This is a genomic window from Leisingera sp. JC1 (genome assembly GCF_001679925.1).
In the GTDB taxonomy this organism is placed as follows: Bacteria; Pseudomonadota; Alphaproteobacteria; order Rhodobacterales; family Rhodobacteraceae; genus Leisingera.
Map to the genome: position 1 here is coordinate 180,047 of NZ_LYUZ01000081.1, position 25,298 is coordinate 205,344.

Here is a 25,298-nt window from a genome sequence, read left to right on the forward strand (position 1 = left end):
TTACTTTAAACTTAAAGTAAATGCAGCTCCGCAGAACATAAACTGATAATAGCGGAGAAAAACGGGACGGACTCTTTGTTATCTCACGCCTCAACGGGACTTTTCTTTTCCAGATGGCTTGCCTAGGGTCCGATGTGAACATTTTTGTTCCAACAATGGGAGTTCTCAAATGAAGAAACTGCTGATGGCCACCGCGGCCGCTGCGCTGACTGCTGGCACCGCTTATGCCGGCGGCCACGCCAAGGAAGTGAAACTGGGCGTGCTGTTCGGCTTCACCGGCCCGATTGAATCGCTGGCCCCGGCCATGGGCGACGGCGCCGAGCTGGCCATGGAAGAAGTCACCAAGTCCGGCAAGCTGCTGGACAGCGCAACCGTGACCTCCGTGCGCGCTGACACCGGCTGCATCGACAACGGCCTGGCCGTGGCAAACGGCGAGAAGCTGGTTGCCGAAGGCGTGAACGGCATCATCGGCGGCGACTGCTCCGGCGTAACCGGCGCGATCCTGCAGAACGTGGCGATCCCGAACGGCATGGTGATGATTTCACCGTCCGCAACCTCGCCCGGCCTGTCGACCATGGAAGACAACGGCCTGTTCTTCCGCACCTCGCCGTCGGACGCACGCGAAGGCCAGGTGATGGCCGAGATCCTGAAAGAGCGCGGCATCAACTCGATCGCCCTGACCTACACCAACAACGACTACGGCAAGGGCCTGGCGGACGCGATCCAGTCCTCGTTCGAGGAAGTTGGCGGCGAAGTCACCATCGTGACCGCGCATGAAGACGGCAAAGGCGACTACTCCGCTGAAGTCGGTGCGCTGGCCTCTGCCGGCGGCGACATCCTGGTGGTTGCTGGCTACCTGGACCAGGGCGGCCTGGGCATCATCCAGGGTTCGCTGGATTCCGGTGCGTTTGACACCTTCGGCCTGCCCGGCGGCATGATCGGCGACAGCCTGCCCGCAAACGTTGGCGCGGACCTCGACGGCTCCTTCGGCCAGATCGCTGGTTCCGACAGCAAAGGCGCGGAAATCTTTGCCGAAATGGCAAAAGAGCGCGGCTTTGACGGCACCTCGGCCTATGCGTCTGAATCCTATGATGCCGCGGCGCTGTTCCTGCTGGCGATGCAGGCTGCCAACTCCACCAACCCGGCGGATTACGTCGGCAAGATCCTGGACGTGGCAAACGCCCCGGGCGAGCCGATCAACCCGGGTGAACTGGGCAAGGCGCTGGAAATCCTCGCCGCCGGCGGTGAGATCGACTATCAGGGCGCAACCGGCGTTGAGCTGATCGGCCCGGGTGAGAGCGCAGGCTCCTACCGCGAGATCGAAGTGAAGGACGGCAAGAACGAAACCCTTCGCTTCCGCTGATAAGCACCTGAAAAGCAACCAAGATAGGCCAGCCCGGGTTTTGCCCGGGCTGTTCTGAATTAAAAGCGCCGCCTTAACGGCGCTAGGGGATGAAATGACATGATCGTCGTCGAGGACTTGCATAAGCACTTCGGCGGGTTCCACGCGGTTGACGGCGCCTCGCTGGAAATCGCCAAGGGGTCCATAACCGGTTTGATCGGCCCGAACGGGGCGGGAAAGACCACACTTTTCAACGTTATCGCAGGCGTGCTTGAACCGACCTCAGGCCGGGTCACCATGGACGGTGAGGACATCACCGGCCTGCCGCCGCATGAGCTGTTCCACAAGGGGCTGCTGCGCACCTTCCAGATCGCGCATGAGTTCTCCTCGATGACCTGCCGGGAAAATCTGATGATGGTGCCCGGCGCGCAATCGGGGGAGAGCCTTTGGAACACCTGGTTCGGCCGCAAGCGGATTGCTGACGAAGAGCGCGCGCTGCGGGCCAAGGCTGACGAGGTACTTGAGTTCCTGACCATCAGCCACATCGCGGACCTGAAGGCGGGCCAGGTGTCCGGCGGCCAGAAGAAGCTGCTGGAACTGGGCCGCACCATGATGGTGGACGCCAAGATCGTCTTCCTAGACGAGGTTGGCGCCGGTGTGAACCGCACCCTGCTTTACACCATCGCCGACGCGATCAAACGCCTCAATGAGGAGCGCGGTTACACCTTCGTTGTGATCGAGCACGACATGGAATTCATTGGCCGCCTGTGCGACCCGGTGATCTGCATGGCCGAGGGCAAGAAGCTGGCCGAAGGCACCCTGGACGAGATCAAGGCAAACGAGCATGTGATCGAGGCCTATCTAGGTACCGGTCTGAAAAACAAGGACAAACTGGAGGCGGGCGCATGAGCGACAACCCCTACCAGGACGATCACGGCAACAAGGACGCCTCGATCACCAACACGAAGGGCATCGGCACGATGCAACCCGCTCATCTGAAAAGCGGCCCAACACACAAGGTCGACGGCGGCCCGTTCCTGATCGGGGACACCATGACCGGCGGGTACGGCAAGGGTCCGGACATCCTGCATGACTGCACCATCGCCGTCGACAAGGGCGAGATCGCGGTCATCGTCGGCCCCAACGGCGCGGGCAAGTCGACCGCGATGAAGGCGGTGTTCGGGATGCTGAACGTGCGCTCCGGCGCGGTGCGGCTGGACGGCGAGGACATCACCCAGCTCACCCCGCAGGACCGGGTGGTCAAGGGCATGGGGTTTGTGCCGCAGACCAGCAATATCTTCACCTCGATGACGGTGGAGGAGAACCTGGAGATGGGCGCCTTCATCCGCACCGATGATTTCCGGGACACGATGGAGCAGGTCTATGATTTGTTCCCGATCCTGCGCGACAAGCGCAACCAGCCCGCGGGCGAGCTGTCCGGCGGCCAGCGCCAGCAGGTGGCGGTGGGCCGGGCGCTGATGACCAAGCCCAAGGTGCTGATGCTGGACGAGCCCACTGCGGGCGTCTCCCCCATCGTGATGGATGAGCTGTTCGACCGCATCATCGAGGTTGCCCGCACCGGGCTGCCGATCCTGATGGTGGAGCAGAACGCCAAGCAAGCGCTTGAGATCGCAGACAAAGGCTATGTTCTGGTGCAGGGGCGCAATGCCTATACCGGCACCGGCAAGGAGCTGCTGGCCGATCCCGAAGTGCGCAAATCTTTCCTGGGGGGCTAATTGATGGATCTTCTCAACGCCCTCGTGGCGCTTACCAATTATGTTATTGTCCCCGGGCTGTCCTATGGCAGCCAGCTGGCGCTTGGCGCACTGGGGGTGACACTGATCTACGGGATCCTGCGGTTCTCGAACTTTGCCCATGGCGACACCATGGCCTTCGGTGCCATGGTCACCATCCTGCTAACCTGGCTGTTTCAGTCCGCCGGCCTCAGCGCAGGGCCGCTGCCGACCGCGCTGCTGGCGCTGCCGTTCGGCATTCTGGGCACCATTGCGCTGATGCTGCTTACCGACCGGACCGTTTACCGGTTCTACCGCCAGCAAAAGGCGAAGCCGGTGATCTTTGTCATGGTCTCGCTCGGTGTGATGTTCATCATGAACGGCCTGGTGCGTTTCATCATCGGGCCGGGCGATCAGCGCTTTACCGATGGCGAACGCTTTGTGATCTCGGCACGGACCTTCAAGAAGCTCACCGGGCTGGATGAAGGCCTGGCGATCAAGACCACCGAGGCACTGACCGTGGTCACCGCGGTGATCGTTGTTGCGGTGCTGTTCTGGTTCCTGAACAAGACCCGCACCGGCAAGTCGATGCGCGCCTACTCGGACAACGAGGATCTGGCGCTGCTGTCCGGCATCAACCCGGAACGGGTGGTGATGTACACGTGGATGATCGTGGCAGCGCTGGCGACCATTGCAGGGGTTCTCTACGGCCTCGACAAATCTTTCAAACCCTTCACTTATTTCCAGCTGCTGCTGCCGATCTTTGCCTCCGCCATCGTGGGCGGCCTCGGCAACCCGATCGGGGCCATTGCGGGCGGGTTCATTATCGCCTTCTCCGAAGTGACGATCACCTATGCCTGGAAAAAGGTCCTGACTTACGGCCTTCCGGAGAGCCTGGCGCCTGACGGGCTGGTTCAGCTCCTCAGCACCGACTACAAGTTCGCGGTTTCCTTCGCGATCCTGATTGTCGTCCTCCTGTTCAAGCCCACCGGCCTTTTCAAAGGGAAAGCGGTATGACCGAGACCATGAAACATACCCTTCTTTTCGTCTTTGTCGGCGTGATGATCCTGCTGGAAGGCATGACCGACTTCCTGTTCTTCTCCGGCTCCTGGAACTCGGCGCTGGTGATCCTGAACATGGGGCTGATCTCGGCCATCATGGCAATCGGGGTGAACATCCAGTGGGGCTTTGCCGGGCTGTTCAACGTCGGCATCATGGGCTTTACCGCGCTTGGCGGTCTGGCCGTGGTGCTGGTGTCGACACCGGTGATCCCCGCGGCCTGGTCCTCTGGCGGTGTCAGCATCGTGATGGCATTGGTGATGGGCGCGCTGACCGTGGTGTCTGCGGTGATGATCACCAAGTTCATGCCCGCAGGCAAACTGCGTATGCTGGTGCTGTCGGCGGTCATGATCGTGGGCTTCATCGTCTACCGGGCAATCTTTGACCCGGCGGTGGGTTCGGTCGAGGCGATCAACCCCGCACTTCAGGGCAATATCGGCGGCCTGGGCCTGCCGGTGCTGCTGGCCTGGCCCGCAGGAGGCCTGCTGGCCGCGGGTGCGGCCTGGCTGATCGGCAAGACCGCATTGGGGCTGCGTTCGGATTACCTGGCAATTGCCACCCTGGGGATTGCCGAGATCATCATCGCAGTTCTGAAGAACGAGGACTGGCTGTCACGCGGCGTGAAGAACGTGGTCGGCCTGCCCCGCCCGCTGCCCTATGAAGTGGACCTGCAAGCCGATCCGACCTTTGTGGAGCGCGCGGCCAGCTGGGGCATGGACCCGGTCACCGCCTCGACCGTCTACGTCAAAGCCGGCTATGCGCTGATGTTCACGGTGGTGCTGCTGGCGCTGTTGTGGATGGCGCAGATGGCGCTGAAAAGCCCCTGGGGCCGGATGATGCGCGCGATCCGCGATAACGAGACCGCGGCAGAGGCGATGGGCAAGGACGTGACCCGCCGCCATCTGCAGATCTTTGTGCTGGGGTCTGCCATCTGCGGCATTGCCGGGGCGATGATGACCACGCTCGACAGCCAGATGACACCGGGCACCTACAACCCGCTGCGCTTCACCTTCCTCATTTGGGTAATGGTGATTGTCGGCGGGTCCGGCAACAACTTCGGTGCAGTGCTGGGCGGTATGCTGATCTGGTTCTTCTGGATCAAGGTGGAGCCGATGGGCATCCTGCTGATGGAGCTGGTAACCGCAGGCATGGCCGAGGGCAGCGCGCTGAAGGCGCATCTCTTGGAAAGCGCCTCGCACATGCGGCTGTTCACCATGGGGCTGATACTGCTCCTGGTGCTCAGGTTCAGCCCGCGCGGCCTGATCCCTGAAAAGTAAAATGGCACGGGCCCTGACCAGCACGTTCTGGTCAGGGCCCGGCCCTTCTTTGACGCAGTTCGGCGCAGCTGAACCGGTCCATTTCCCCCGCAGCATTCAACGCCCCAGCTTTGCCTTAGAACCGCGAAAGTGGTGCCTTAATCATTTGTTTTTGTGCGGATAGTACTACTGAGCAGAGTTTAATGAGGCCGGAAGCCATGCACATCGTTTTGAAATCTTTTGCCGCCTTCGGCACAATTGCGGCTTTGTCTGGCTGCGTTTCCCCCGAGCAGTTCGAAACCACTCCGGTGCAGCTCCAGACCAGCAAGGGCGTGGTGACTTGCCAGCTCTACACCAAGGACCGGGTGCTGTGGGACCGTTCGATCGACCGCCCCGCCTCGATGCCGGTCCAGGAAGCCGATGAAATCTGCAAGCGCGAAGGCTACAGGCAAATGAAAGAGGGCTGACTGCAGCCCTCTGTGCACCTCCTGCTCCTCTCAGCGGCCCTTGAACAGGCTGCCGAGAATGCCACGGACAATCCGGCGGCCGGTGGTTCCCTTCAGCTCCTTGATGACCGCCTCTGACATCGCAGAGGTAAAACTGTCCTTCTGCTTGTAAGAGCGTGACGAGGACCGGCTGACCCGCGATCCGGAGTAGCGGCGCGCGGCATTGAACTCCCGCGCCATCGGTTCTGGAGCGGCTTCAGCAGTTTCCTCGGCGGCTTCAGCCGCCTGGGCCGCGGCCAGCGCCCGCTGTGCCAGGATTTCAAAAGCCGATCTGCGGTCCATAGGGGTGTCGTATTTACCGGCCATGTCAGAAGACTTGAGCATCTTCTTGCGTTCATCCGCCGTGATCGGCCCCAGTTGCGTGCTCGGCGGACGGATCAAAGTGCGCTCGACCACACCTGGAACCCCCTTCTTCTGCAGCATTGAGGTGACCGCCTCGCCCACCCCGACTTCGCGGATGGCATCTTCGGTCGAAAACCGCGGGTTTTCCCGGTAGGTCTCGGCGGCCAGCCGCAGGTTCTTGCGGTCCTTGGCGGTGAATGCGCGCAACGCGTGCTGGATGCGGTTGCCAAGCTGCCCCAGAATGTCCTCAGGCACGTCTGCGGGGTTCTGGGTGATGAAATAGATTCCGACCCCTTTGGAGCGGATCAGCCGCGCGACCTGCTCCACCTTGTCGATCAGCGCGTTGGGGGCGTCGTCGAACAGCAGATGCGCCTCGTCGAAAAAGAACACCAGCCTGGGCTTGTCCGGGTCACCCACTTCCGGCAGTTCCTCGAACAGCTCGCTCAGGAGCCACAGCAGGAATGTGGAGTAAAGGCCCGGCGCCGCCATCAGCTTGTCCGCGGCCAGGATATTGACCATCCCCTTGCCTGCCGCATCACAGCGCATCAGGTCGCTGAGCGCCAGCGCCGGTTCACCGAACAGGCCTGCACCTCCCTGATTTTCCAGCACCAGCAAACGGCGCTGAATGGCGCCGATTGAGGAGGTGGAGACGTTGCCGTAGCGAAGCGACAACTGACTGCGGTTTTCGCCGATCCAGACCAGAAGCGCCTGCAGATCTTTCAAATCGAGAAGCGGCAGCCCTTCTTCGTCGGCAAGCCTGAATGCAATGTTCAGGATGCCCTCCTGCGCCTCGCTCAGCTCCAGCAAGCGTGCCAGCAGCAGCGGACCCATCTCCGCAACTGTTGTGCGCACCGGATGCCCTTGCTCACCGTAGAGATCCCAGAAAGTGACGGGACAAGCGTGGTAGCCGTAGCCTTCGAACCCGATCTTGGCGGCGCGCTCCAGGAAAGCTTCGTGCAGCTTGTGATCCGGGGATCCAGCCAGCGCCAGCCCGGACAGATCACCCTTCACATCTGAAAGGATCACCGGGACGCCGGCATTGGAAAACCCTTCCGCGAGGATTTGCAGTGTCACAGTCTTGCCGGTTCCGGTTGCACCCGCGATCAGGCCGTGACGGTTGGCGTATTTCAGATCCAGCCCCTGCTGTTCGCCGTACCCTTCTCCACCGCCGCCGAGAAATATTCTGTCTGACATGCCTGCCCCGCCTGCTCTTTTTCCTGTGGATAACAATACAAAGTTAACTTTTGGATGCGATAGTCAATCTTGCCCGCCCCTGCAAAAGCGGTTGCCGTGGCGGACATTTCCTCCCTGTCAGACTGGCCGTGCCTCGTGCACGGCCTTCTTTTTGAGCAATGTTTGCCTGTAAAACGGGCATATTCGACTGCCCGCTCAGCCCTAAGACTTCAATTTTCATGAAATCCGGCCCGTCAGGATTTTTTTTGAACTTGGATGTTGACCGATGGCCAGCCCTTTCGTAACGTCCTACGCAATAACTAAGTCGGCCAGTCCGACGGGGAGATGCAAACACGAAAAAGGGAACCAACCGGTTCCCTTTTTTGCATTTTTTCAGAGACTTCCGCAGTTGAGCTGTTGTGCGCGGAATTCCCCGCTAATCCCGAGTAATAGGCCTGACACCGTCCGGGCGGCGTGATAAACGCGTTGCCAGCGTCTTTAGAAAAATGAGGCATTCATGTTGAAGTCCCTGACCCCGATCACGCTTGCCGCGGTGCTGGCTATGTCCGCGCCGCTGGCGGCGCAGGAAACCACCGCAGAGGAGACTGACACCACAGAACAGGCCGCCGGGGCGGAAACCGCAGAGCAGGCGGAACAATCTGAATCGACCGCGGACCAACTGCTGGATCTTGGCGAACCGGTTGCTGACGGCCCAAAGCTGGGGGACCGCTATTCCAAGGAAAAGCACGGCGACTGGGATCTGGCCTGCATCCGCACCGAGCAGGAAAACGATCCTTGCTCACTGCTTCAGGTACTGGCCGGACCGCAAGGCAACCCGATGGCTGAGGTGTCGCTGTTCCGTATCGAGCAGCAAGGCGGCCAGGCGGTTGCCGGTGCCACCGTAATCGTTCCGCTGGAAACCCTGCTGCCGGCAGCGCTGACCATCTCCATCGATGGCGCGCCGGCCAAGCGCTACAACTATTCCTTCTGCAACCCGCTGGGCTGTGTCGCACAGATCGGCCTGACCCAAGGTGACATCGACGCCTTCAAGAAGGGCAAAGAAGCCGTATTGTCGCTGCGCCCTGCACCTGCGCCGGACCAGGTTGTGTCGATGAAACTTTCTCTGAGCGGCTTCACCGCGGGCTATGACGTCGTGGACGTCGTCAAGCAATAAGCCCCCTAGCCGAACGGCAATGAAATGAAAACGCCGCGTGCCCAAGGGCCGCGGCGTTTTCTGTGCAACCATCAAACCTTGCGCAGCGCCAGCACAGCGTTCAGCCCGCCAAAGGCAAAGGCGTTGGACAGGGCCACCGCAACATTGGCTTCGCGCGCCACATTCGGAACCACATCAAGCGCGCATTCCGGATCCGGCTCCTCATAGCCGATGGTCGGCGCAATCACCCCGTCGCGCAGAGCCATGATGCAGGCCAGGAGCTCCACCGCGCCGGTGCCGCCGATCAAGTGGCCGTGCATGGACTTGGTGGAGGATATCATCAGGCTGTCAGCGTGCGGGCCGAACACATCTGCCACGGCAGCGCATTCCGTCTTGTCATTGGCCGCCGTGCCGGTGCCATGGGCGTTGATGTATCCAACCTCTGAGGCGTCGATACGGGCATCCTGCAGCGCGCCGGCAATGGCCCGAGCAGCCCCCTGCTTGCTGGGCATCACGATGTCCGCCGCATCCGAGGACATGGCAAAGCCGATGACTTCACACAGGATTTCGGCACCGCGCGCCCTGGCGTGCTCATATTCCTCGAAGACAAAGATTCCGGCGCCTTCGCCCTGCACCATGCCGTTGCGGTTGGCGCTGAACGGGCGGCATGCGTCCTTGGACATCACCCGCAGGCCCTCCCAGGCTTTCACTCCGCCAAAGCACAGCATGGATTCCGACCCGCCGGTGATCATTGCCGGGCTCATTCCGGAACGCACCATTTGAAACGCCTGTGCCATCGCATGATTGGAAGACGCGCAGGCCGTGGATACGGTGAAGCTCGGCCCCTTAAGGTTAAACTGCATCGACACATGGCCGGCCGCTGCGTTGTTCATCAGCTTGGGCACGACAAACGGATGCACCCGGTTCTTGCCGTCCTCGTAGACGCTGCGGTAATTCTCATCCAGCGTCTGCATGCCGCCGCCGGAATTCCCCAGAACCACACCGGCTTTGGCCGACAACTCGCCATGGAACTCCAGCCCCGATTGTTCAATCGCTTCCTTGGCGGCGGTCAGCGTGAACTGGGTGAACCGGTCATAGAGGCTCATTTGCTGGCGGTTGAAACGGCCCTCAGCCTCGAACCCTCGGACCTGTCCGCCGATCCTGATGGCCAGCCGTTCCACATCGCGAAAGTCCAGCTGGCCAATGCCGCAACGGCCCTCCCGCATGGCAGCCAGCGTGGCGGGCACCGAATGGCCCAGGGCATTGATGGTTCCGGCCCCGGTAATGACGACGCGTTTCATGAAGCTTTACGCTTTTTCCAGGACCAGCTTGTCGATCCCGGCAACAATTGCCGCGACATTGGAAATGTCAAAGTCGCTTTTCTCCGGCTCATTGGCGTTGAAAGGAATCGAAATGTCGAACTCCTCCTCAATCGCAAAGATGCTCTCGACCACGCCCAGGCTGTCGATCCCCAGATCCTGAAGCGTGCTGTCGAGGGTCACATCCGACGGTTCCAGAACCGCCTGTTCGGCAATTATTGCAATGACCTTATCCTGCGTGCTCATGTAAAGATCCCCGATTTTCTGCCTGAGGCTGATGTAGGTATTAGACGGTTACTTGAAAACAGCCTTTTTTAACAATTCGATGTCACGCATCAAACGCGGCAGGCGGCGCTGCGCCTTATACATCTCGGTGTTGGTCTCCATCTTGACCGCGGGATAGCCCATGATGACACGGCCTGCCGGCACATTGGACAGGATTTTGGTGCCGCCGCCGGCAATCACCCCGTCGCCGATGAAAATATTGTCGACCACACCGCACTGGCCGCCCAGCACAACGTTGTTGCCGATGTCCACCGAGCCGGAGATCCCGGTCTGGCCGCACAGCAGGCAGTCATTGCCGACACGAGTGTTGTGGCCCACGTGCACGAGGTTATCGAGCTTGCTGCCATCGCCAATCACGGTGTCGCGGATGGTGCCGTTGTCGATGGTGCAATTGGAGCCGATCTCCACATCATCGCCGATTGTGACTGCGCCCAGCGAATGGATTCGGACCCAGGATTGCGCCTTGGCCTCGCCCTGGTCGCCCAGGGTCTTGCGCACGTTTTCCGCGCCGGACACTTCGGGCGTGACATAGGAAAAACCATCGCCGCCCACCCGTGCGCCAGGCTGTGCGCGGAAACGGGCTCCAATGGTTGCTCGGGCAGAGATGGAAACCATTTCGCGCAGGTATGCATCATCACCGATAACGGCATCCGCCCCGACATAGCAGTGCGGACCAATGACAGACCGTGCGCCGATCCTGGCGCCTGCCCCGATCACGGCCAGCGGCCCGACAGAGACATCTTCGCCCAAAACAGCTGCAGGATCGATGACGGCAGAGGGGTGGATGCCCGGCGGGAACCCCTGGCCGCGGTCCAGCATTGCAGTCACACCGGACATGGCCATGCGCGGACGCGGGGCAAAGATCGCCGCTTTCAGTCCGAACGACTGCCAGTCCGCACCGTCCCAAAGAATGGCAGCCTGCGCCAGCCCTTCCTTCAGGCCGCCGGCATACTTCGGCGCCATTGCCATGGCCAGCTGGCCTGCCTGCGCGTCCTGAGGCTCCGCCGCCTCTGCAACCTGCAGGTCGAGGTCGCCCTCGGCATCAGCGCCCAGAGACTCGGCGATCTGGCGGATTGTGAACATGTCAGGCCCTCTCAGAATATCCTGTATGGGCCTGACATTTACCCCTGAACGCTGGGCAGCACCACCCCTGCCCGTTCCAGTGCAGCCCAGACCTTGGCGTCACGGCCATAGACATCCCGGCGGAATTCAGCGCGGCCTTTGCCGGACACGACAGCGGTCCGGTAAATGATGTGCACCGGCACTTTCGTTTCCAGCTCGACCTTGGTTTCCTTGCCGGAATTCAGAATGCGGTGAAAGAAATCCTTGGGGTTTTCGGTCTGTTTAGCCAGCAGCGCATAAGCAAATTCGAACGGCTGGGCCAGACGGATACAGCCGTGCGAAAAGGCGCGAACCTCACGGGCAAACAGGCTCTTTTGCGGGGTGTCGTGCAGATAGATGTTGTACTTGTTCGGAAACATGAACTTGACCAGCCCCAGCGCGTTACGGCTGCTGGGGGGCTGGCGCATGGAGAACGGGAAATTCCGCGCCGTGTATTGCGAGAAATCTGCCGAGCCGCGGTTCACCACCCGGCCGCGGCTGTCGGTGATCTGGATATGGCCAACAGCATTCGGGTTATTCTGCAGCTTCGGCAGGTATTCCTTGGTGATGATCGAGCGCGGCACATACCAGCTCGGATTGATCACCATATGCTCCATCTCGTCCGAGAACTCCGGGCTGCGGCGGTCGTGAGTGTTTTTGCCGATCACCGAGCGGGTCTCAAAGGTCACATCGCCGTTGTCGACGATCTTGGCGGTGAAATCGGTCTGGTTGACAAGAATATGGCGTTCGCCGCGCTCCGGCGTCAGCCAGCGCTCGCGCTCCATCGCAATGATGACAGACTTGAGACGCGCGCTTACCGGCTTGTTGATCTCATCAATGGTACCCGGACCAGCCACCCCATCGGTTTCCAGGCCATGATCGGACTGGAAGCTTTGCACGGCCTTCTCAAGAGCCGCATCATAGGTCCGCGCGGCGCTGCGCGGCAGGTAGCCCATCAGCATCAGCCGGTTGCGAAGCGCAATTACAGCCGGACCCTGATCGCCTCTCTCCAATTTCTTGGCGTTCACTGCCGGGCCCCAGCCGCCTGCAGCCATAACCTGCTCCAGCCGCAGTTTTTCCCGCATCAGCCCGCGGTACTGCTGCGATGCCGGAACCAGGCTGCGCAAATAGGCATATGGCTGGGCTTCGCGGATCCCCGCCAGGAAGTTCGCCCCGTCCACAGTATGTTTTTTGCGCACCATGCCGTCATCGATCTGCGACGGAACCAGCAGTCCGGTCTGCAGATCGGTGGCATATTGCACCAGGGCACGGCTCAGCGCGGCCTCGACATTGCCGATATCACGCGTCGTGCGCACACCGCGCATCTGCTCAATCAGCGCGCTGACCTCGGCAGAACGGTCCGGCAGGCCATGGGCCTGGGTGTCGCCCAAGGCCGCCAAAAGGGCATTGCGGCGCTGGCGCGACGCCTCATCCTGACCGGTCCAGATCGCCTGGTATCCGTTTTTGCGGTAAAATTCAGCGACAGCGTCGCTGCCGTAAGCCGCCTCGGCGACCGCTTGGCGGAAAGCCGCCGAAACCTCAGCCTGTGCTGAACCGGAAACAGCCCCGGCGGCCAAACCGCCCAGTGCCAGGGCAAACAGCCCTGCCTTGATCCCTGGCAAGAAGCTTCCTGCAGTCGCACGAGTCATAATTTCCGGTCCTTGCGCCGATTTTTGTCAATTCTGGCAGTGCCTAACTGAAATTCTGGTAAATGCCAGCCGCTGTTGTCCATTCACAATTGCGAAAAGTCAGCTTTGATGCAGCAATGCCGCGTCTATGAAACCCGGCTGCAACAGTCGCGGGGAAAAGTTCCCTCGCCCTCCCCTTATGCGCAAAAATTCGCCGAAAAACGGGCTATCCGTTACAGCGCGGCAAAGAAATGTTGGATCAGGATTCTCTGTGTGCCATACATGCCGCACGTTAACTGAGATCGTTAACGAGCCCGTAACATCGGGCAATAGGCAGGACTAAAAGCGTACGGGACGGCGCAGTGACAATGGCAAAAACCACGGGCACGGGGATTTCCCGGCGTTCTCTCTTGGGTGTATTTGCTGCAACCGCAGTGGCAGCAGCCCCGACTTTCTCCAATGCAGCAGGTTTCCTTCGCGGCGGCGGAGACATCCGGCGCATCCGCATGTATTCGGGCCGCACCGGCGAGCGCTTGGACATGGTGTATTGGATCGATGGCGATTACATCAAAGATGCGGTCAAGGAAATCAATCACTTCATGCGGGATTGGCGCACCGATGAAGTCAAGAACATGGATCTGCGGACCATTGACATCATGGCGGCCTCCCACAACCTGCTGGATGTGAACGAGCCCTACATGCTGCTGTCCGGCTATCGCAGCCCCAAGACCAACGCCATGCTGCGCAGCCGCTCGCGCGGGGTCGCGAAAAACTCGCTTCACATGCGCGGCCAGGCCGCCGATCTTCGCCTGGCTTCCCGGTCGGTATCCCAGATGGCGCAAGCAGCCGAGGCGTGCCACGCCGGTGGTGTTGGTAAATACCACCGTTCGAATTTTGTGCATATGGATTGCGGCGTTGTCCGCACCTGGCGCGGCTGAGCACGCCTGACTTTGCAAGAATGCAAGCCTGCACTCCGGGTGCAGGCTTTTCTGTTTTCAGAACTTCTGGCCGAAGCCGCAATCTCCGGGCGAAGTCAGGAAATTGGAAACAGGCAGTTTTTCCCGTTGCAGAGGCAATCAAGCACGGGTATACCCCGGCTTAACAACGCACCTGTAGCTCAGCTGGATAGAGCGCTGCCCTCCGAAGGCAGAGGCCAGAGGTTCGAATCCTCTCAGGTGCGCCATCTTCACATTGAAACCTCAAAGCGTTTTAAGCTCTTAAAGCTATTTAAAGAGCCTGCCGCTAACTACTCTGCCTGTACTTCAATATGCGGCCAGAGAGGCAGAATGGCACAGACCAACTCTATTTTCCGGACAGCGAAACCAACAGAGCCCCGGCTTCGTCTGAACTTGCCCTGTACAATAAATTTGTCCGGATCTGTGCGGGAGGCCATAGTTTACAACATCAGCTACAGCGGTTTTGCCGTCCGCCTGCCTGATGAGGGGCAGAACAGTTTTAGCCTGGCAGAACTGCAATCTGTCTCCATCGAAGACATCGCCGAATTTGAGGTTCGAACCCGCTGGCGGAAGGACGCGAGAATTGGCTTCGCGTTCCTCAGCAAGCGCGGCGCACGGCCAATATTGGATGCATATTTCACCAAGAACGGCGAGTTCCCGACCTGAAAGCCCGCCCTCGCTTACCCCAGATCAGCACTTAGGGCCTTGGTCAGCGCCTTCAGGACGTCACTTTGCCGCTTTGTTTTCCCTAGTCCCGGCGGCCAGGTCAGCCAATAGCCGTCTATCGTGGCCAATTCGGCGGCTGGCAGACAGATCAATTGCCCGGTCAGCAGCAAATTGGCTGCCAGAGCCCTGGATCCCAGTACTACCCCCATTCCAAGCCGGGCGGCCCGGAGGGCATGCGCCATGGAATCCACCGAAACCGGCCCGGCCTCCGGCGCCGGCTCTCCGGTCACACGTGCCCACTCGCTCCATCCCGGCCGTTCTCCGCGCAACTCAATCGCCGGCAACAAGCGCCAGTCCGCAGCTTGGCCAGGGGCTGCCATTGGCTGAAGAACCTCATTGGCCAGCAGGACTCCGTCGCGCCCCTGCCAGCTGCCGCGCCCGTAGCGGATATGCAGCGCACCATCCGCCGCTTCGAAATCCAACCGCTTCGGCACGGTTTCCGTCACAACCCGCAGTTCAGGATGACTTTCAGAAAACGCCGTAAGTCCCGGCATTAAAAACATTTCCAGATGTGATGGCTGGGCAGCGATCCGCAGTTCCCGAACACTGTGGCCGAACAGGTTTTCAGTGCCCTGCTCCAATGCGCGAAGGGAATCGTGGACCAGCGGCAGGTAGCTTTCGCCATCGACTGTCAGTGAAACGCCGCGGGCTGAGCGGATGAACAATTGCCGCCCTAGCCAGGCTTCCAGATTACGGATTCGCTGGCTGACAGCAGCCTGAGTTGCTCCGAATTCCTCTGCCGCTGCAGTAAAACTGCCATGACGGCCGGCGGCCTCGAAAACCTTTAGCCAATCAAGCGGCGGCAGGCCTTGCTTGGTCACTTTCTTGGGCATTAGAAAACCTAACTCTCAAACCCTAATTTCCGTCGTTCTCTTGATGGCTCAGCGGCGATAGCAAGGCAAGCAAGAACCAGGCCAACCGGAGACACCCTCATGCCCCGTTCCGTAACTGCTGACGCATCCGGCAGCTTTCTGACCCTGACATTCGAAGACGGCAGCGAAAGCCGCTTTCATGCGATCTGGCTGCGCGACAACGCGCTGGACCCGGAAACACGCGCCCCTGGCAACGGCCAGCGGCTGATCACCATCGGCGACATTCCGGTGGACACCAAAATCAGCACCGCGCTGGTGGAACACGGATCTTTGACCGTCACATTCGCCCCGGAAGGCAAAACCGTGACTTTCCCGGTAAGCTGGTTGAAGGCTCACGCCTATGACATTGACAGGCCATCGGATTTCGGCCGCATGGCCCCAGGCATCGAAACCTGGAACAGCAGCCTGCCTGCCCCTGTGTTCGACTGGGAAGACGTGCAGTCCGACCCCAAAGTCAAACGGGACTGGCTGGAGGCGATTGCACGTTTGGGGTTCGCCAAATTGATAAACGGCCCAGTGAAAGAAGGCGCTTTGATTGAAAACGCTGAAATGTTCGGTTTCGTCCGCGAAACGAATTACGGCAAGTATTTCGAAGTGCGCACCGAGGTGAATCCGACCAACCTCGCGTATACAGGCCTGGGCTTGCAGGCGCATACCGATAACCCCTACCGCGACCCGGTGCCCAGCTTGCAGATCCTGTACTGTCTGGAGAACTCGGCCGAGGGCGGCGAGAGCATTGTGGTGGACGGCTTCCGCGCAGCCGAACGCCTGAAAGCAGAAAACCCCGCAGGCTTTGCCCTGCTGGCAGGCTACCCGGCCCGGTTTGAGTACAAGGGGTCTGACGGCGTGCACCTGCGCTCCCGCCGCCCGATGATTGAACTGTCACCCGATGGCGAGATGGTCGGCATGCGCTTCAACAACCGCTCCTCTGCGCCGTTTGTCGACATTCCGTTTGACCAGATGGAAGCCTACTACGCCGCTTACCGCCGGCTGGGTGAGTTCATTGACGATCCGGACATGGGCGTATCCTTTAAGCTGGAGCCGGGGGAAAGCTTCATCGTTGATAACACCCGCGTGATGCATGCCCGCCTGGGGTATTCCGGTTCCGGCTCTCGCTGGCTGCAGGGCTGCTACGCCGACAAGGATGGTCTGCTGTCGACCCTGAACGTGCTGAACGCGCAACTGGAGGGCTGAGAGATGAGCAAGCCAGACGTCAGCCAGCTGAACCGGGACAATATCGTAGACTTCATCGGCGGTATCTTCGACCGCCGCGGCGATGAGGAATACCTGGGCGAGCCGGTCACCATGGCCGAGCACATGCTGCAAGGCGCCACCATCGCCGAGCAGAACGGCCAGCCGGAAGAGATCATCGTTGGGGCACTCCTCCACGATATCGGCCATTTCACCAGCGAGTTCGGCACTTTCTCCATGGATGACACGGAGGACCGTTACCATGAGGAAGCCGGAGCCGAGGTTCTGGAGCAGTTCTTCCCGTCGGTCATCACCGATTGCGTCCGTTACCATGTGGCCGCCAAGCGTTATCTTTGCGCCACCAAGCCTGAATATTTCAACCGTTTATCAGAGGCGTCTGTCCATTCCCTGAACCTGCAGGGCGGACCGATGAATGCGGAGGAAGTTGCCGAGTTCGAGCAGAACCCGAACCTCAAGCAGATCATCGCGGTGCGCTATCTGGACGAGGCTGGAAAACGGGACGACATGGACACTCCGGATTACTGGCACTTTGCGCCGATGGTCCAACGGATGGTGGACAAGCACATGGGAACGGGAGGTTCCGCAAAATGAGCGCGCCCGAGTATATCTTCGAGGCCAGCACCAAGCCCTCACTGCCCTGGCATGAGGTTCCGCTGATCCGGGCCACCGAGGAAAGCGTCAAGGGCTATGGCTGCCTGGTGGACGATCCGGAAAATTTCGAGATCGAAATCGTGCAATGGCCCGCCCAGGGCTGGCGGCCGATTGACGAAGGCACCGGCGACGAGGCCGGCTGGGTCGAGGGCACCTTCCGCGGGGATTGGCGCGGAGATGTACTCTATGGCGAGAACGAAGCGGTTAACGGCAACTACGTGCTGGGCTGGTCCACCGACCCGCAGCAGGCCCAGGTGGAAGCGCTGACCGCGCCGCAGGATCAGGTGCTTTTGTGGCACATGAATTATCATCCCGATGGCGGCCAGCTGTTCTATCCGCTGGACAACAAACCCTTCATCATCCCCGTGGCCCTGCCGGGGGATGATCTGAAGCCGGAAAAGGTCGTGGCGTTCTGGTGTGACGGGTCCAAAGGGCTCTATATCCACCCGAATATCTGGCACGAAGGGATCTTTCCGGTGGAGGACAGCCAGCGCTTTCTCGACCGGCAGGGCAAAGTGCATGCCCGGGTCAGCTGCGATGTGGGCAAGGAGTTCGGCGTTTACCTGTCCTGCCCACTGCGCGAAGACAAGATCCAGGGCTAAAGCACTGCTTCCAAACACAAAACGGCGCCTTCAAGGGCGTCGTTTTCATTTACTAATAGCTGGGATCAGGCAAACAGTTCATGCGCCAATTCCAGCGCATCGACCAGCGTGTCGACCTCTTCCTTGGTGTTATAGAGGCCAAAGGACGCGCGGCATGTGGCGGAGACCCCCAGATGGTCCATCAGCGGCCCGGCGCAGTGATGGCCGGCGCGCACCGCGACACCCTTCTTGTCGAGGATGGTTGAAATGTCGTGCGCATGCGCCGCACCTTCCATGGTGAAGCTGAAAATCGCAGCTTTCCCAGGTGCTTGCCCCTGCACATTTATCCAGTTCAACCCGGTCAGCCGCTGCATCGCATAATCGCGCAGGCCACCCTCGTGCTTGGCAATGTTGTCCATGCCAAGCGCCATCATGTATTCCAGCGCAACACCCAGGCCGATGGTCTGCACGATACCCGGCGTGCCCGCCTCGAACTTCATCGGCGGATCGTTGTAGATGATCTGCTCCTTGGAGACTTCCTTGATCATGTCACCGCCGCCAATGAAGGGGCGCATCTCTGCCATGCGTTCCGGCTTTATGTAGATCGCACCGGACCCGGAGGGACCATAGAGCTTGTGACCGGTGATCGCATAGAAATCGCAGCCGATGTCCTGCACGTCGACCGGCATATGCACCGCGCCTTGCGAACCATCCACCAGCACCGGCACGCCCTTGGCATGGGCGCCCTGGGTGATCGCCTTTACATCCACAACCGTGCCCAGCACGTTGGAGCACTGGGTGACGGCCACCAGCTTGGTCTTGGGGCCAATCGCATCAATGACCTTCTGCGGGTCCAGGCTTCCGTCAGCTGCGGTATCCACCCATTTCAGCACCACGCCCTGACGTTCGCGCAGGAAGTGCCAGGGCACGATATTCGCGTGGTGCTCCATCACCGACAGGACGATCTCGTCGCCTGCTTCAAACCGCGGCATCGCCCAGCCATAGGCAACCAGATTGATGCCCTCGGTGGTGCCGGAGTTCAGCACGATGGCGTTCTCGTCGCCTGCATTCAGGAACCGCGCAATGATGCCGCGAACGGCCTCGTATTTCTCAGTCGCCAGGTTAGAAAGAAAGTGCAAGCCACGGTGAACATTGGAGTATTCCTCGGCATAAGCTTTGGTGATGGCATCGATCACCACCTGCGGCTTCTGGGCTGACGCGCCATTGTCGAGATAGGTCAGCGGCTTGCCGTTCACCTCCCGCGACAGGATCGGGAAGTCAGCACGGATTTTGTCCAGGTCATACATTTTCGGGAAGTCCCAGATTGGCTGGGCCGATCAGACCCACGATAAAGAGAAGTGCAAAGACCAGGATCATGCTGGCCATCAAAACCACCCCCAGCGAGCGCCACACGGAACCAAACCGGTGCGCCGCGTTGACGAAATGCAGGAGGATGAAAAACACAACGATGTTGGCCGCAATATTCAGCAGAGCGGCCAGCGACGGCATCACCAGAAACACAACCACGATGGCACCGTTCAGTGCCGCCTGCAGCAGCTGCAGCCAAGTGACAAGTGCCAGCAGTGCAGGCAGATTGCCCTGCCCGCCCAGCCAGCGGCCGGTTGAAGACAGCATCGCAATAAAGCAGAGCTGCAGGATCAGCACCATGGCAAAATATACGCCCGGCGTGAAACGCGGCAGCAGGACTTCTGGCGGAAGCGGGAACAGGATTTTCTGAACCGTATAGACGCAGGTGTTCAGAACCACCGACAGCAGGAAGGCGGTCCACAATGCCTCCCGCGGCCAGTCCCGCGCCAGGATCTGATGCGCAGCATCCCGCGGTGACTTGAGCGTCAGGAGGGCAAAGGAGGCCAGAGCATTCATGACTTGGCCCAATAGCCCTGGATCATGCCGGACACCCAGAACCAGAAAAACACGGCGCACCACAGGATGCCCACCAGGGTCAGGGCCGGGCCTGCGCCGATGAAACCAGCCACTAGGCCGTTCAGCAGCATCAGCGGGCTGGCGGCCAGGAAAGCCCAGAACAAGGCCAGCCGGGACCGGTAAGCATCGCCCTTCCCGCCCATTGCGCGGGCGATCCAATGGGCCACCAGCGCCAGAACATACAGCAGCAGCGGCGCGATAAAGACCAGCGCCAGCAGCGATCCGCCCAGCAGCATGTTCAGCTCCTGGCCGGTCAGATGTGCCTCCCGCGCCAGTTTCGGCATTTGCGCGACAAAGGTCAGCACGCAGCCTGCAAGGAGAAACACCAGCAGACGGTCCTCGCGCGCGCCCATGCTCAGAAGCCGCGCAAACACCTTGCGCGGCCCCTTGTAGGTTGCCGGGATATCCGTTGTGACGGACATCAGCGGCGCCGGGCCAGCCAGCCTTCGAGGCGGGAGACGATATCGGCGGCAATGTCCCCGTCCTCGATCTCATCCACCGCTTCAGCCAGGAAGGCCAGCGTCATCAGGTCGGTCGCCTCCGCATGCGGGACACCGCGGGAGCGCAGGTAGAACAGGCCTTCCTCGTCGATCGCACCGGAGGTGGAGCCGTGCGAGCAGGCCACGTCGTCGGCGTAAATCTCCAGCTCCGGCTTGGCCAGGAACTGGCTGTCGTCGTCCAGCAGCAGAGACTGGGAAATCTGATACCCGTCAGTCTTTTGCGCGCCTTCCTTCACCAGGATCTTGCCCTGGAACACACCGGTGGCACCGTTGCGCAGCACCTTCTTGAACACCTGACGGCTTTCGCAGTTCACGGCGTCATGGGTGATGAAGACGGTGTCGTCGTGGTGGAAGTCGCCGTCGCCCACGCAGGCGCCTGCGATATGGGCTACCGCGTCGTCGCCGGTCAGCTCAATCACCGCCTCGTTGCGGGTAAGAACGCCATTCACAGTCAGGGTGAAAGACTTGAACACCGACTCGGTGCCGAGGCGGGTAAACAGATGGGTCGCTGCACGGCGCTCATGGTCGCGGCCCTGGGCCCGCACCAGATGCATCGTGCCGCCATCGGCGATGTCGATCTCCATGCATTTGTTGAAGCGCGACGCCGCCGGGCCGTTTTCAAGGATCGTCACCTCCGCCCCGCTTTCCACGCGGATCACATGGTGCAGGATCGCATCGGAGTTGTCGTCCGAATGCACGTAGGTGAAGTTCAAGGGCTTGGAGACTTTGCCGGTCACCCGGATCGCCACGCCATCACTGGCAAAGGCGGTATTCAGCGCCGCAAGCGGACGTTCGACCGGGGTCTGGCCGCGCGCCTCAAGAACGCCGTACAGGTCCTTGGCCCAATGGATATCCTTGCAGCAGATATCCTCGATCCGGTCGATGGTCAGACCTTCCAGTTCCAAATCGTCAGAGGCTTCGGCGTCAAATACGCCGTCGACGAACACGATGTTCAGCCGCTCAAAGGCGTTGAACATCGGTGTCTCGTCAGCGTGGAACACAGCCGCCTTGGGCGCCTCTGCCTGCACCAGCGTGTCCGGCTTGGTGTATTTCCAGTATTCATCGCGGCGCGACGGCAGGCCCATGGTCTGGACCCGCGACAACGCTGCCTGACGGGCTGCCTTGAGGCAGCCGCTTTCAGGCAGGGTCAGCGCCATCAGCCGCGCCTCGGTTGCGCTTTGCTTGACTTCGGGCAGGGCCATTTACGCCTCCTCTGCCAGGATGCCGGCGTAACCGTTGTTCTCGACTTCCAGCGCCAGCTCGGGGCCGCCGGTCTTGACGATACGGCCACCCGCCAGAATGTGCACCACGTCCGGTTTGATATGGTCCAGCAGGCGCTGGTAGTGGGTAATCACCAGGAAGCCGCGGCCCTCGTCACGCAGTGCGTTCACGCCTTCGGCCACCAGCTTCATCGCATCCACATCAAGGCCGGAGTCAGTCTCATCCAGGATGCACAGCTTCGGCTCCAGCATCGCCATCTGCAGGATCTCGTTGCGCTTCTTCTCACCGCCGGAGAAGCCGACGTTGACCGGGCGCTTCAGCATTTCGGCGTCGATCTTGAGGGTCTTGGCCTTGGCGCGGACTTCCTTCAGGAAGTCGGAGGCCGACAGCTCTTCTTCGCCGCGCGCCTTGCGCTGTGCATTCACCGCGGTGCGCAGGAAGGTCATGTTGCCGACGCCGGGGATTTCCACCGGGTACTGGAACGCCAGGAACATGCCGGCGGCGGCGCGCTCTTCCGGCTCCATCTCCAGGATGTCTTCGCCTTCCAGCTCAGCCGAGCCTTCAGTCACTTCATAGCCGTCACGGCCCGACAGAACATAGGACAGTGTGGATTTGCCCGAACCGTTCGGCCCCATGATGGCATGCACCTTGCCGGCTTCGACCTTCAGATCGACGCCTTTCAGGATCTGCTTTTCCTCGTCTTCCAGTTTGACGTGCAGGTTCTTGATTTCGAGCATTTTTTCCTCGTGTTCCTATAATGGGTATCGCAGTCAATGAGACCGCGACAGCATGAAAGGACGCGCAAAGCTGCGCGCGAATTTCGGTGATCTTGATGTGTGGATGGTCCGCCGCGTTAGTCGCGGTAAACCACCTTGGGCGTCACATTCACGGGCGCGCCATACTCTATGGCGCGCGCACTGATACGGATGTATTTGGGGCCGACAAACAGAGAGTTCGGCGCGGCTTCGACCTGCTGTTGCCTGACCCAGTCGCCGGAAATCGCCATAGACATTGTTTGGGGATACCAAAACGCAAGATTGTGGATACCCACGGTCATGACAAGGATCCCAAGCACCTGCGCCAATTTGTTCTTCAGGGTGAATTTGTCCTGAAACACCCCAATCAGCCAGCTCGCCACCAAAGCGAGTGACAGATCGACAAACGTGAGAACCATCGCGCTTTCGTCGCTGTACCCATACAGCCTCATTCGCGTGGATGTCGCGACAAACAGCAGCACCATCCCAAGAAAAACCCCGTATGCGAATGCAACGAGACGCCACCACTTGCTGACATTGACTTTTTCTTCCTCGGGAGGGTTGGCAAGCACCAACCGGCGTTTCTCGGCTGCTTCTTTGTGTGCTGCAGAAATGCGATCGAGGCGGTCCTGAAAGGACGGCTGGGGCGTGGTTTCCATAAAAATTGTCCGTATTCAAATCGAAGAAAAATAAATTTCCGGACAATTTTACCGGGTATTGAGCATGAGATGCAAACAGGAAGTGTCCGCGCTGCGGGCACGACCGGATCTCAGCCAATGTCCTGTTTTGCATCTCCATCTTGGTTTACCCCAGCACCACTGCGGTGCCGCTGGCCGAGACCATCAGCATGGACTGCCCGACCACTTCGTAATCCAGATCAACGCCAACGACGGCGTTTGCGCCCTTGGCCCGGGCACGGTCTTCCAGCTCTGCCAGCGCGGTTTCGCGCGCATCCTGCAGCTTGCTTTCATAAGCACCGGAGCGGCCGCCGACGATGTCGGTGATGGAGGCAAAGACATCGCGCACCACGTTGGCCCCCATGATCGCCTCCCCCACCACAATGCCCTTGTATTCGGCAATCTGGTAGCCTTCGACGGAGTTTGTGGTTGTGACGATCATTTATTGTTTGCCTTTCTGAATTCGCCGAGCTGCCTTTCAGTTTCAAGCTTTCGCAAATACCTGAACTCGTCGGCCTCCCTTTCAGCCTTCTTGGCAACCCATCTTTGGATCGCAAAACCAAAAGCCGCACCAATTGAACAACTCACGAAGATGGAGATGACAAAGCCAGCAGTTGAGTACATCCAAAGACTGGAACTGCTTAGCTGTACTGCAACAGAGATGGTGCACAAAATAATCGCAAGAAACGCTCCGCACCGCAGTCCCCAATCGGTTCGCGGGTAACGCAGATCGTTCAGCGTTGAGTGCGCATCCATCTCGTTGCCGGCCATAATTTACCCCACAGACCCTTCCAGCGAGATCGCAACCAGCTGCTGGGCTTCCATGGCGAATTCCATCGGCAGCGCTTGCAGCACGTCCTTGCAGAAGCCGTTCACCACCAGAGCAACCGCCTCTTCCTCGTCCATGCCGCGCTGGCGGCAGTAGAACAGCTGGTCGTCATCCACCTTGGAGGTCGTCGCCTCATGTTCCACGCGCGACGAGTTGTTCTTGACCTCGATATAGGGAACCGTGTGGGCGCCGCATTTGTCACCGATCAGCAAGCTGTCGCACTGGGTGTAGTTGCGCGAGTTCTTGGCCTTGGGGTGCATCGACACCAGACCGCGGTAGGTGTTCTGGGCCTTGCCCGCCGAGATGCCTTTGGACACGATGCGCGATTTGGTGTTCTTGCCCAGGTGCACCATCTTGGTGCCGGTGTCGGCCTGCTGCATGTTGTTTGCAATGGCGATCGAGTAGAACTCGCCCTGGCTTTCATTGCCGCGCAGGATGCAGGACGGATACTTCCAGGTCACGGCAGAGCCGGTTTCCACCTGGGTCCACATCACCTTGGCGCGGTCGCCGCGGCAGTCGGCCCGCTTGGTCACGAAGTTGTAGATGCCGCCCTTGCCGTTCTCATCGCCCGGATACCAGTTCTGGACGGTGGAGTATTTCACCTCGGCGTCTTCCTCGATGATAATTTCCACGACTGCGGCGTGCAGTTGCGCGGTGTCGCGCTGCGGTGCGGTGCAGCCTTCGAGGTAGGAGACATAAGAGCCCTTGTCGGCGATGATCAGGGTGCGCTCGAACTGGCCAGTGTTTTCAGCATTGATGCGGAAATAGGTGGACAGCTCCATCGGGCAGCGCACGCCCGGCGGCACATAGACAAAGGAACCGTCCGAAAACACGGCAGAGTTCAGCGTCGCATAGAAGTTGTCGGAGACCGGAACGACAGAGCCGAGGTATTTCTTCACCAGTTCGGGATGCTCGCGAATCGCTTCGGAGATCGAGCAGAAGATCACACCCGCTTCCTTCAGCTCCTTCTGGAAGGTGGTGCCGACGGAAACGGAGTCGAACACCGCGTCCACAGCCACCTTGCGGCCTTCTTCCGGGGTCTCGCCTGCGCCTTCGACGCCTGCCAGAATCATCTGTTCTTTCAGCGGGATACCCAGCTTTTCGTAGGTCGCCAGCAGCTTGGGGTCGACCTCATCAAGCGATTTGGGCTTGGTTTCCATCGATTTCGGGCGGGCATAGTAATACTGGTCCTGGAAGTCGATTTCCGGGTAGCTGACCATCGCCCAGTTCGGCTCGTCCATCTGTTCCCAGCGTTCAAAGGCCTGCAGGCGCCATTCGGTCATCCATTCAGGCTCTTCGTTCTTTTCCGAGATCAGCTTGACGATATCGGGGTTCACGCCCTTGGGCGCGTATTCCATCTCGATATCGGTTTCCCAGCCGTATTTATACGCACCGCCGACCTCGCGCACCGCATCCACGGTTTCCTGGTCAACACCTTCCTTGACTTGGGTCTGGTCCAAAGCGGCCATTGTCATCT

At 60.1% G+C, this 25,298-nt stretch carries 27 protein-coding genes and 1 tRNA gene; 13 read left to right on the forward strand and 15 right to left on the reverse strand.

What is annotated here, in order from left to right; translation table 11 throughout:
- Positions 1-169 precede the first annotated feature (169 nt).
- From A9D60_RS08910 to A9D60_RS08935, 6 genes are all read left to right on the forward strand, one after another.
- Positions 170-1,363, forward strand: a complete 1,194-nt coding sequence (locus A9D60_RS08910) for an ABC transporter substrate-binding protein (RefSeq protein ID WP_065267244.1) — start codon at positions 170-172, stop codon at positions 1,361-1,363.
- A 99-nt stretch (positions 1,364-1,462) separates the two neighbouring features.
- Positions 1,463-2,251, forward strand: a complete 789-nt coding sequence (locus A9D60_RS08915) for an ABC transporter ATP-binding protein (protein WP_065267245.1) — start codon at positions 1,463-1,465, stop codon at positions 2,249-2,251.
- Positions 2,248-3,078 carry an ABC transporter ATP-binding protein gene (locus A9D60_RS08920; RefSeq protein ID WP_083194134.1) on the forward strand — a complete coding sequence of 277 codons (831 nt, stop codon included), beginning with the start codon at positions 2,248-2,250 and terminating at the stop codon, positions 3,076-3,078. Before A9D60_RS08915 ends, A9D60_RS08920 begins: the two co-directional genes overlap by 4 nt.
- A gap of 3 nt (positions 3,079-3,081) precedes the next feature.
- Entirely contained in the window at positions 3,082-4,092 is a 1,011-nt protein-coding gene (locus A9D60_RS08925; RefSeq protein WP_065267246.1) for a branched-chain amino acid ABC transporter permease, read from the forward strand.
- A complete protein-coding gene (locus A9D60_RS08930) occupies positions 4,089-5,411 on the forward strand; it encodes a branched-chain amino acid ABC transporter permease (RefSeq protein ID WP_065267247.1) in 1,323 nt (440 codons plus the stop codon). The genes A9D60_RS08925 and A9D60_RS08930 overlap by 4 nt, the downstream gene beginning before the upstream one ends.
- A 182-nt stretch (positions 5,412-5,593) precedes the next feature.
- Complete coding sequence (locus A9D60_RS08935; protein ID WP_083194135.1) at positions 5,594-5,857, forward strand: hypothetical protein; 264 nt, start codon at positions 5,594-5,596, stop codon at positions 5,855-5,857.
- Between the two features lie 30 nt (positions 5,858-5,887).
- Here A9D60_RS08935 and A9D60_RS08940 read toward each other — a convergent pair whose 3' ends face one another.
- Positions 5,888-7,432 (reverse strand): helicase HerA-like domain-containing protein, encoded by a 1,545-nt coding sequence (locus A9D60_RS08940; protein ID WP_065267248.1) that lies wholly within the window; start codon positions 7,430-7,432, stop codon positions 5,888-5,890.
- A 496-nt stretch (positions 7,433-7,928) separates the two neighbouring features.
- Here A9D60_RS08940 and A9D60_RS08945 point away from each other — a divergent pair, with 496 nt between their 5' ends.
- The gene (locus A9D60_RS08945; protein WP_065267249.1) at positions 7,929-8,585 is read left to right on the forward strand and encodes an invasion associated locus B family protein; all 657 of its coding nucleotides are present in this window, start codon (positions 7,929-7,931) and stop codon (positions 8,583-8,585) included.
- 71 nt (positions 8,586-8,656) lie between these two features.
- On the opposite strand, the gene A9D60_RS08950 is transcribed toward A9D60_RS08945, so the two are convergent.
- Genes A9D60_RS08950 through A9D60_RS08965 form a run of 4 tightly spaced genes read right to left on the reverse strand, consistent with a single transcriptional unit; the run spans position 8,657 to position 12,918 of the window.
- A complete protein-coding gene (locus A9D60_RS08950) occupies positions 8,657-9,865 on the reverse strand; it encodes a beta-ketoacyl-[acyl-carrier-protein] synthase family protein (protein ID WP_065267250.1) in 1,209 nt (402 codons plus the stop codon).
- Positions 9,866-9,871: 6 nt separating this feature from the next.
- Positions 9,872-10,129 (reverse strand): acyl carrier protein, encoded by a 258-nt coding sequence (locus A9D60_RS08955; protein ID WP_065267251.1) that lies wholly within the window; start codon positions 10,127-10,129, stop codon positions 9,872-9,874.
- 48 nt (positions 10,130-10,177) lie between these two features.
- Positions 10,178-11,251 carry a UDP-3-O-(3-hydroxymyristoyl)glucosamine N-acyltransferase gene (gene lpxD, locus A9D60_RS08960; RefSeq protein ID WP_065267252.1) on the reverse strand — a complete coding sequence of 358 codons (1,074 nt, stop codon included), beginning with the start codon at positions 11,249-11,251 and terminating at the stop codon, positions 10,178-10,180.
- Positions 11,252-11,289: 38 nt separating this feature from the next.
- Positions 11,290-12,918, reverse strand: coding sequence for a L,D-transpeptidase family protein (locus A9D60_RS08965; protein WP_065267253.1), 1,629 nt, complete (start codon positions 12,916-12,918; stop codon positions 11,290-11,292).
- A 347-nt stretch (positions 12,919-13,265) separates the two neighbouring features.
- On the opposite strand from A9D60_RS08965, the gene A9D60_RS08970 reads away from it, so the two are divergent.
- The 3 genes from A9D60_RS08970 to A9D60_RS08980 all read left to right on the forward strand — a co-directional run bounded on the left by A9D60_RS08970 (position 13,266) and on the right by A9D60_RS08980 (position 14,519).
- Complete coding sequence (locus A9D60_RS08970; protein WP_065267254.1) at positions 13,266-13,835, forward strand: YcbK family protein; 570 nt, start codon at positions 13,266-13,268, stop codon at positions 13,833-13,835.
- 168 nt (positions 13,836-14,003) lie between these two features.
- Positions 14,004-14,080 (forward strand) — tRNA-Arg (locus A9D60_RS08975).
- Between the two features lie 103 nt (positions 14,081-14,183).
- Positions 14,184-14,519, forward strand: coding sequence for a PilZ domain-containing protein (locus A9D60_RS08980; protein WP_083194136.1), 336 nt, complete (start codon positions 14,184-14,186; stop codon positions 14,517-14,519).
- Between the two features lie 14 nt (positions 14,520-14,533).
- Here the strand turns inward: A9D60_RS08980 and A9D60_RS08985 are convergent, their stop codons facing one another.
- The gene (locus A9D60_RS08985) at positions 14,534-15,412 is read right to left on the reverse strand and encodes a LysR family transcriptional regulator (RefSeq protein ID WP_065267256.1); all 879 of its coding nucleotides are present in this window, start codon (positions 15,410-15,412) and stop codon (positions 14,534-14,536) included.
- A 99-nt stretch (positions 15,413-15,511) separates the two neighbouring features.
- On the opposite strand from A9D60_RS08985, the gene tmpA reads away from it, so the two are divergent.
- The 3 genes from tmpA to A9D60_RS09000 are packed head-to-tail and all read left to right on the forward strand — an operon-like array spanning position 15,512 to position 17,916.
- Complete coding sequence (gene tmpA, locus A9D60_RS08990) at positions 15,512-16,645, forward strand: 2-trimethylaminoethylphosphonate dioxygenase (RefSeq protein ID WP_065267257.1); 1,134 nt, start codon at positions 15,512-15,514, stop codon at positions 16,643-16,645.
- Between the two features lie 3 nt (positions 16,646-16,648).
- Positions 16,649-17,254, forward strand: a complete 606-nt coding sequence (tmpB, locus tag A9D60_RS08995; RefSeq protein ID WP_065267258.1) for a (R)-1-hydroxy-2-trimethylaminoethylphosphonate oxygenase — start codon at positions 16,649-16,651, stop codon at positions 17,252-17,254.
- Positions 17,251-17,916, forward strand: coding sequence for an ureidoglycolate lyase (locus A9D60_RS09000; RefSeq protein ID WP_065267259.1), 666 nt, complete (start codon positions 17,251-17,253; stop codon positions 17,914-17,916). Before tmpB ends, A9D60_RS09000 begins: the two co-directional genes overlap by 4 nt.
- Positions 17,917-17,981: 65 nt before the next feature.
- Here A9D60_RS09000 and A9D60_RS09005 read toward each other — a convergent pair whose 3' ends face one another.
- The 9 genes from A9D60_RS09005 to sufB form a co-directional block, all read right to left on the reverse strand.
- Complete coding sequence (locus tag A9D60_RS09005; RefSeq protein ID WP_065267260.1) at positions 17,982-19,202, reverse strand: cysteine desulfurase; 1,221 nt, start codon at positions 19,200-19,202, stop codon at positions 17,982-17,984.
- Complete coding sequence (locus tag A9D60_RS09010) at positions 19,195-19,779, reverse strand: YIP1 family protein (RefSeq protein ID WP_065267261.1); 585 nt, start codon at positions 19,777-19,779, stop codon at positions 19,195-19,197. The genes A9D60_RS09005 and A9D60_RS09010 overlap by 8 nt, the downstream gene beginning before the upstream one ends.
- Positions 19,776-20,261 (reverse strand): YIP1 family protein, encoded by a 486-nt coding sequence (locus A9D60_RS09015; protein WP_065267262.1) that lies wholly within the window; start codon positions 20,259-20,261, stop codon positions 19,776-19,778. The genes A9D60_RS09010 and A9D60_RS09015 overlap by 4 nt, the downstream gene beginning before the upstream one ends.
- On the reverse strand, positions 20,261-21,541 hold the full coding sequence (locus tag A9D60_RS09020) for a SufB/SufD family protein (RefSeq protein WP_065267263.1): 1,281 nt from the start codon (positions 21,539-21,541) through the stop codon (positions 20,261-20,263). Before A9D60_RS09020 ends, A9D60_RS09015 begins: the two co-directional genes overlap by 1 nt.
- Complete coding sequence (sufC, locus tag A9D60_RS09025; protein ID WP_039145903.1) at positions 21,542-22,297, reverse strand: Fe-S cluster assembly ATPase SufC; 756 nt, start codon at positions 22,295-22,297, stop codon at positions 21,542-21,544.
- 116 nt (positions 22,298-22,413) lie between these two features.
- Positions 22,414-22,974: a hypothetical protein gene (locus A9D60_RS09030; protein WP_065267264.1), complete on the reverse strand. Its 561-nt coding sequence runs from the start codon at positions 22,972-22,974 to the stop codon at positions 22,414-22,416.
- A 145-nt stretch (positions 22,975-23,119) separates the two neighbouring features.
- Positions 23,120-23,434 carry a YbjQ family protein gene (locus tag A9D60_RS09035; RefSeq protein WP_039123659.1) on the reverse strand — a complete coding sequence of 105 codons (315 nt, stop codon included), beginning with the start codon at positions 23,432-23,434 and terminating at the stop codon, positions 23,120-23,122.
- Entirely contained in the window at positions 23,431-23,763 is a 333-nt protein-coding gene (locus A9D60_RS09040) for a component of SufBCD complex (protein WP_065267265.1), read from the reverse strand. Before A9D60_RS09040 ends, A9D60_RS09035 begins: the two co-directional genes overlap by 4 nt.
- 3 nt (positions 23,764-23,766) lie before the next feature.
- Positions 23,767-25,290, reverse strand: coding sequence for a Fe-S cluster assembly protein SufB (gene sufB / locus A9D60_RS09045; RefSeq protein ID WP_039145900.1), 1,524 nt, complete (start codon positions 25,288-25,290; stop codon positions 23,767-23,769).
- Positions 25,291-25,298 lie beyond the last annotated feature (8 nt).

Excerpts from the sequence above, each read along its gene's own strand:
- A9D60_RS08910 (WP_065267244.1), top strand. The coding sequence starts at position 170 with ATGAAGAAACTGCTGATGGCCACCGCGGCCGCTGCGCTGACTGCTGGC.
- A9D60_RS08915 (WP_065267245.1), top strand. The coding sequence starts at position 1,463 with ATGATCGTCGTCGAGGACTTGCATAAGCACTTCGGCGGGTTCCACGCG.
- A9D60_RS08920 (WP_083194134.1), top strand. The coding sequence starts at position 2,248 with ATGAGCGACAACCCCTACCAGGACGATCACGGCAACAAGGACGCCTCG.
- A9D60_RS08925 (WP_065267246.1), top strand. The coding sequence starts at position 3,082 with ATGGATCTTCTCAACGCCCTCGTGGCGCTTACCAATTATGTTATTGTC.
- A9D60_RS08930 (WP_065267247.1), top strand. The coding sequence starts at position 4,089 with ATGACCGAGACCATGAAACATACCCTTCTTTTCGTCTTTGTCGGCGTG.
- A9D60_RS08935 (WP_083194135.1), top strand. The coding sequence starts at position 5,594 with ATGAGGCCGGAAGCCATGCACATCGTTTTGAAATCTTTTGCCGCCTTC.
- A9D60_RS08940 (WP_065267248.1), bottom strand. The coding sequence starts at position 7,432 with ATGTCAGACAGAATATTTCTCGGCGGCGGTGGAGAAGGGTACGGCGAA.
- A9D60_RS08945 (WP_065267249.1), top strand. The coding sequence starts at position 7,929 with ATGTTGAAGTCCCTGACCCCGATCACGCTTGCCGCGGTGCTGGCTATG.
- A9D60_RS08950 (WP_065267250.1), bottom strand. The coding sequence starts at position 9,865 with ATGAAACGCGTCGTCATTACCGGGGCCGGAACCATCAATGCCCTGGGC.
- A9D60_RS08955 (WP_065267251.1), bottom strand. The coding sequence starts at position 10,129 with ATGAGCACGCAGGATAAGGTCATTGCAATAATTGCCGAACAGGCGGTT.
- lpxD (WP_065267252.1), bottom strand. The coding sequence starts at position 11,251 with ATGTTCACAATCCGCCAGATCGCCGAGTCTCTGGGCGCTGATGCCGAG.
- A9D60_RS08965 (WP_065267253.1), bottom strand. The coding sequence starts at position 12,918 with ATGACTCGTGCGACTGCAGGAAGCTTCTTGCCAGGGATCAAGGCAGGG.
- A9D60_RS08970 (WP_065267254.1), top strand. The coding sequence starts at position 13,266 with ATGGCAAAAACCACGGGCACGGGGATTTCCCGGCGTTCTCTCTTGGGT.
- A9D60_RS08980 (WP_083194136.1), top strand. The coding sequence starts at position 14,184 with ATGGCACAGACCAACTCTATTTTCCGGACAGCGAAACCAACAGAGCCC.
- A9D60_RS08985 (WP_065267256.1), bottom strand. The coding sequence starts at position 15,412 with ATGCCCAAGAAAGTGACCAAGCAAGGCCTGCCGCCGCTTGATTGGCTA.
- tmpA (WP_065267257.1), top strand. The coding sequence starts at position 15,512 with ATGCCCCGTTCCGTAACTGCTGACGCATCCGGCAGCTTTCTGACCCTG.
- tmpB (WP_065267258.1), top strand. The coding sequence starts at position 16,649 with ATGAGCAAGCCAGACGTCAGCCAGCTGAACCGGGACAATATCGTAGAC.
- A9D60_RS09000 (WP_065267259.1), top strand. The coding sequence starts at position 17,251 with ATGAGCGCGCCCGAGTATATCTTCGAGGCCAGCACCAAGCCCTCACTG.
- A9D60_RS09005 (WP_065267260.1), bottom strand. The coding sequence starts at position 19,202 with ATGTATGACCTGGACAAAATCCGTGCTGACTTCCCGATCCTGTCGCGG.
- A9D60_RS09010 (WP_065267261.1), bottom strand. The coding sequence starts at position 19,779 with ATGAATGCTCTGGCCTCCTTTGCCCTCCTGACGCTCAAGTCACCGCGG.
- A9D60_RS09015 (WP_065267262.1), bottom strand. The coding sequence starts at position 20,261 with ATGTCCGTCACAACGGATATCCCGGCAACCTACAAGGGGCCGCGCAAG.
- A9D60_RS09020 (WP_065267263.1), bottom strand. The coding sequence starts at position 21,541 with ATGGCCCTGCCCGAAGTCAAGCAAAGCGCAACCGAGGCGCGGCTGATG.
- sufC (WP_039145903.1), bottom strand. The coding sequence starts at position 22,297 with ATGCTCGAAATCAAGAACCTGCACGTCAAACTGGAAGACGAGGAAAAG.
- A9D60_RS09030 (WP_065267264.1), bottom strand. The coding sequence starts at position 22,974 with ATGGAAACCACGCCCCAGCCGTCCTTTCAGGACCGCCTCGATCGCATT.
- A9D60_RS09035 (WP_039123659.1), bottom strand. The coding sequence starts at position 23,434 with ATGATCGTCACAACCACAAACTCCGTCGAAGGCTACCAGATTGCCGAA.
- A9D60_RS09040 (WP_065267265.1), bottom strand. The coding sequence starts at position 23,763 with ATGGCCGGCAACGAGATGGATGCGCACTCAACGCTGAACGATCTGCGT.
- sufB (WP_039145900.1), bottom strand. The coding sequence starts at position 25,290 with ATGGCCGCTTTGGACCAGACCCAAGTCAAGGAAGGTGTTGACCAGGAA.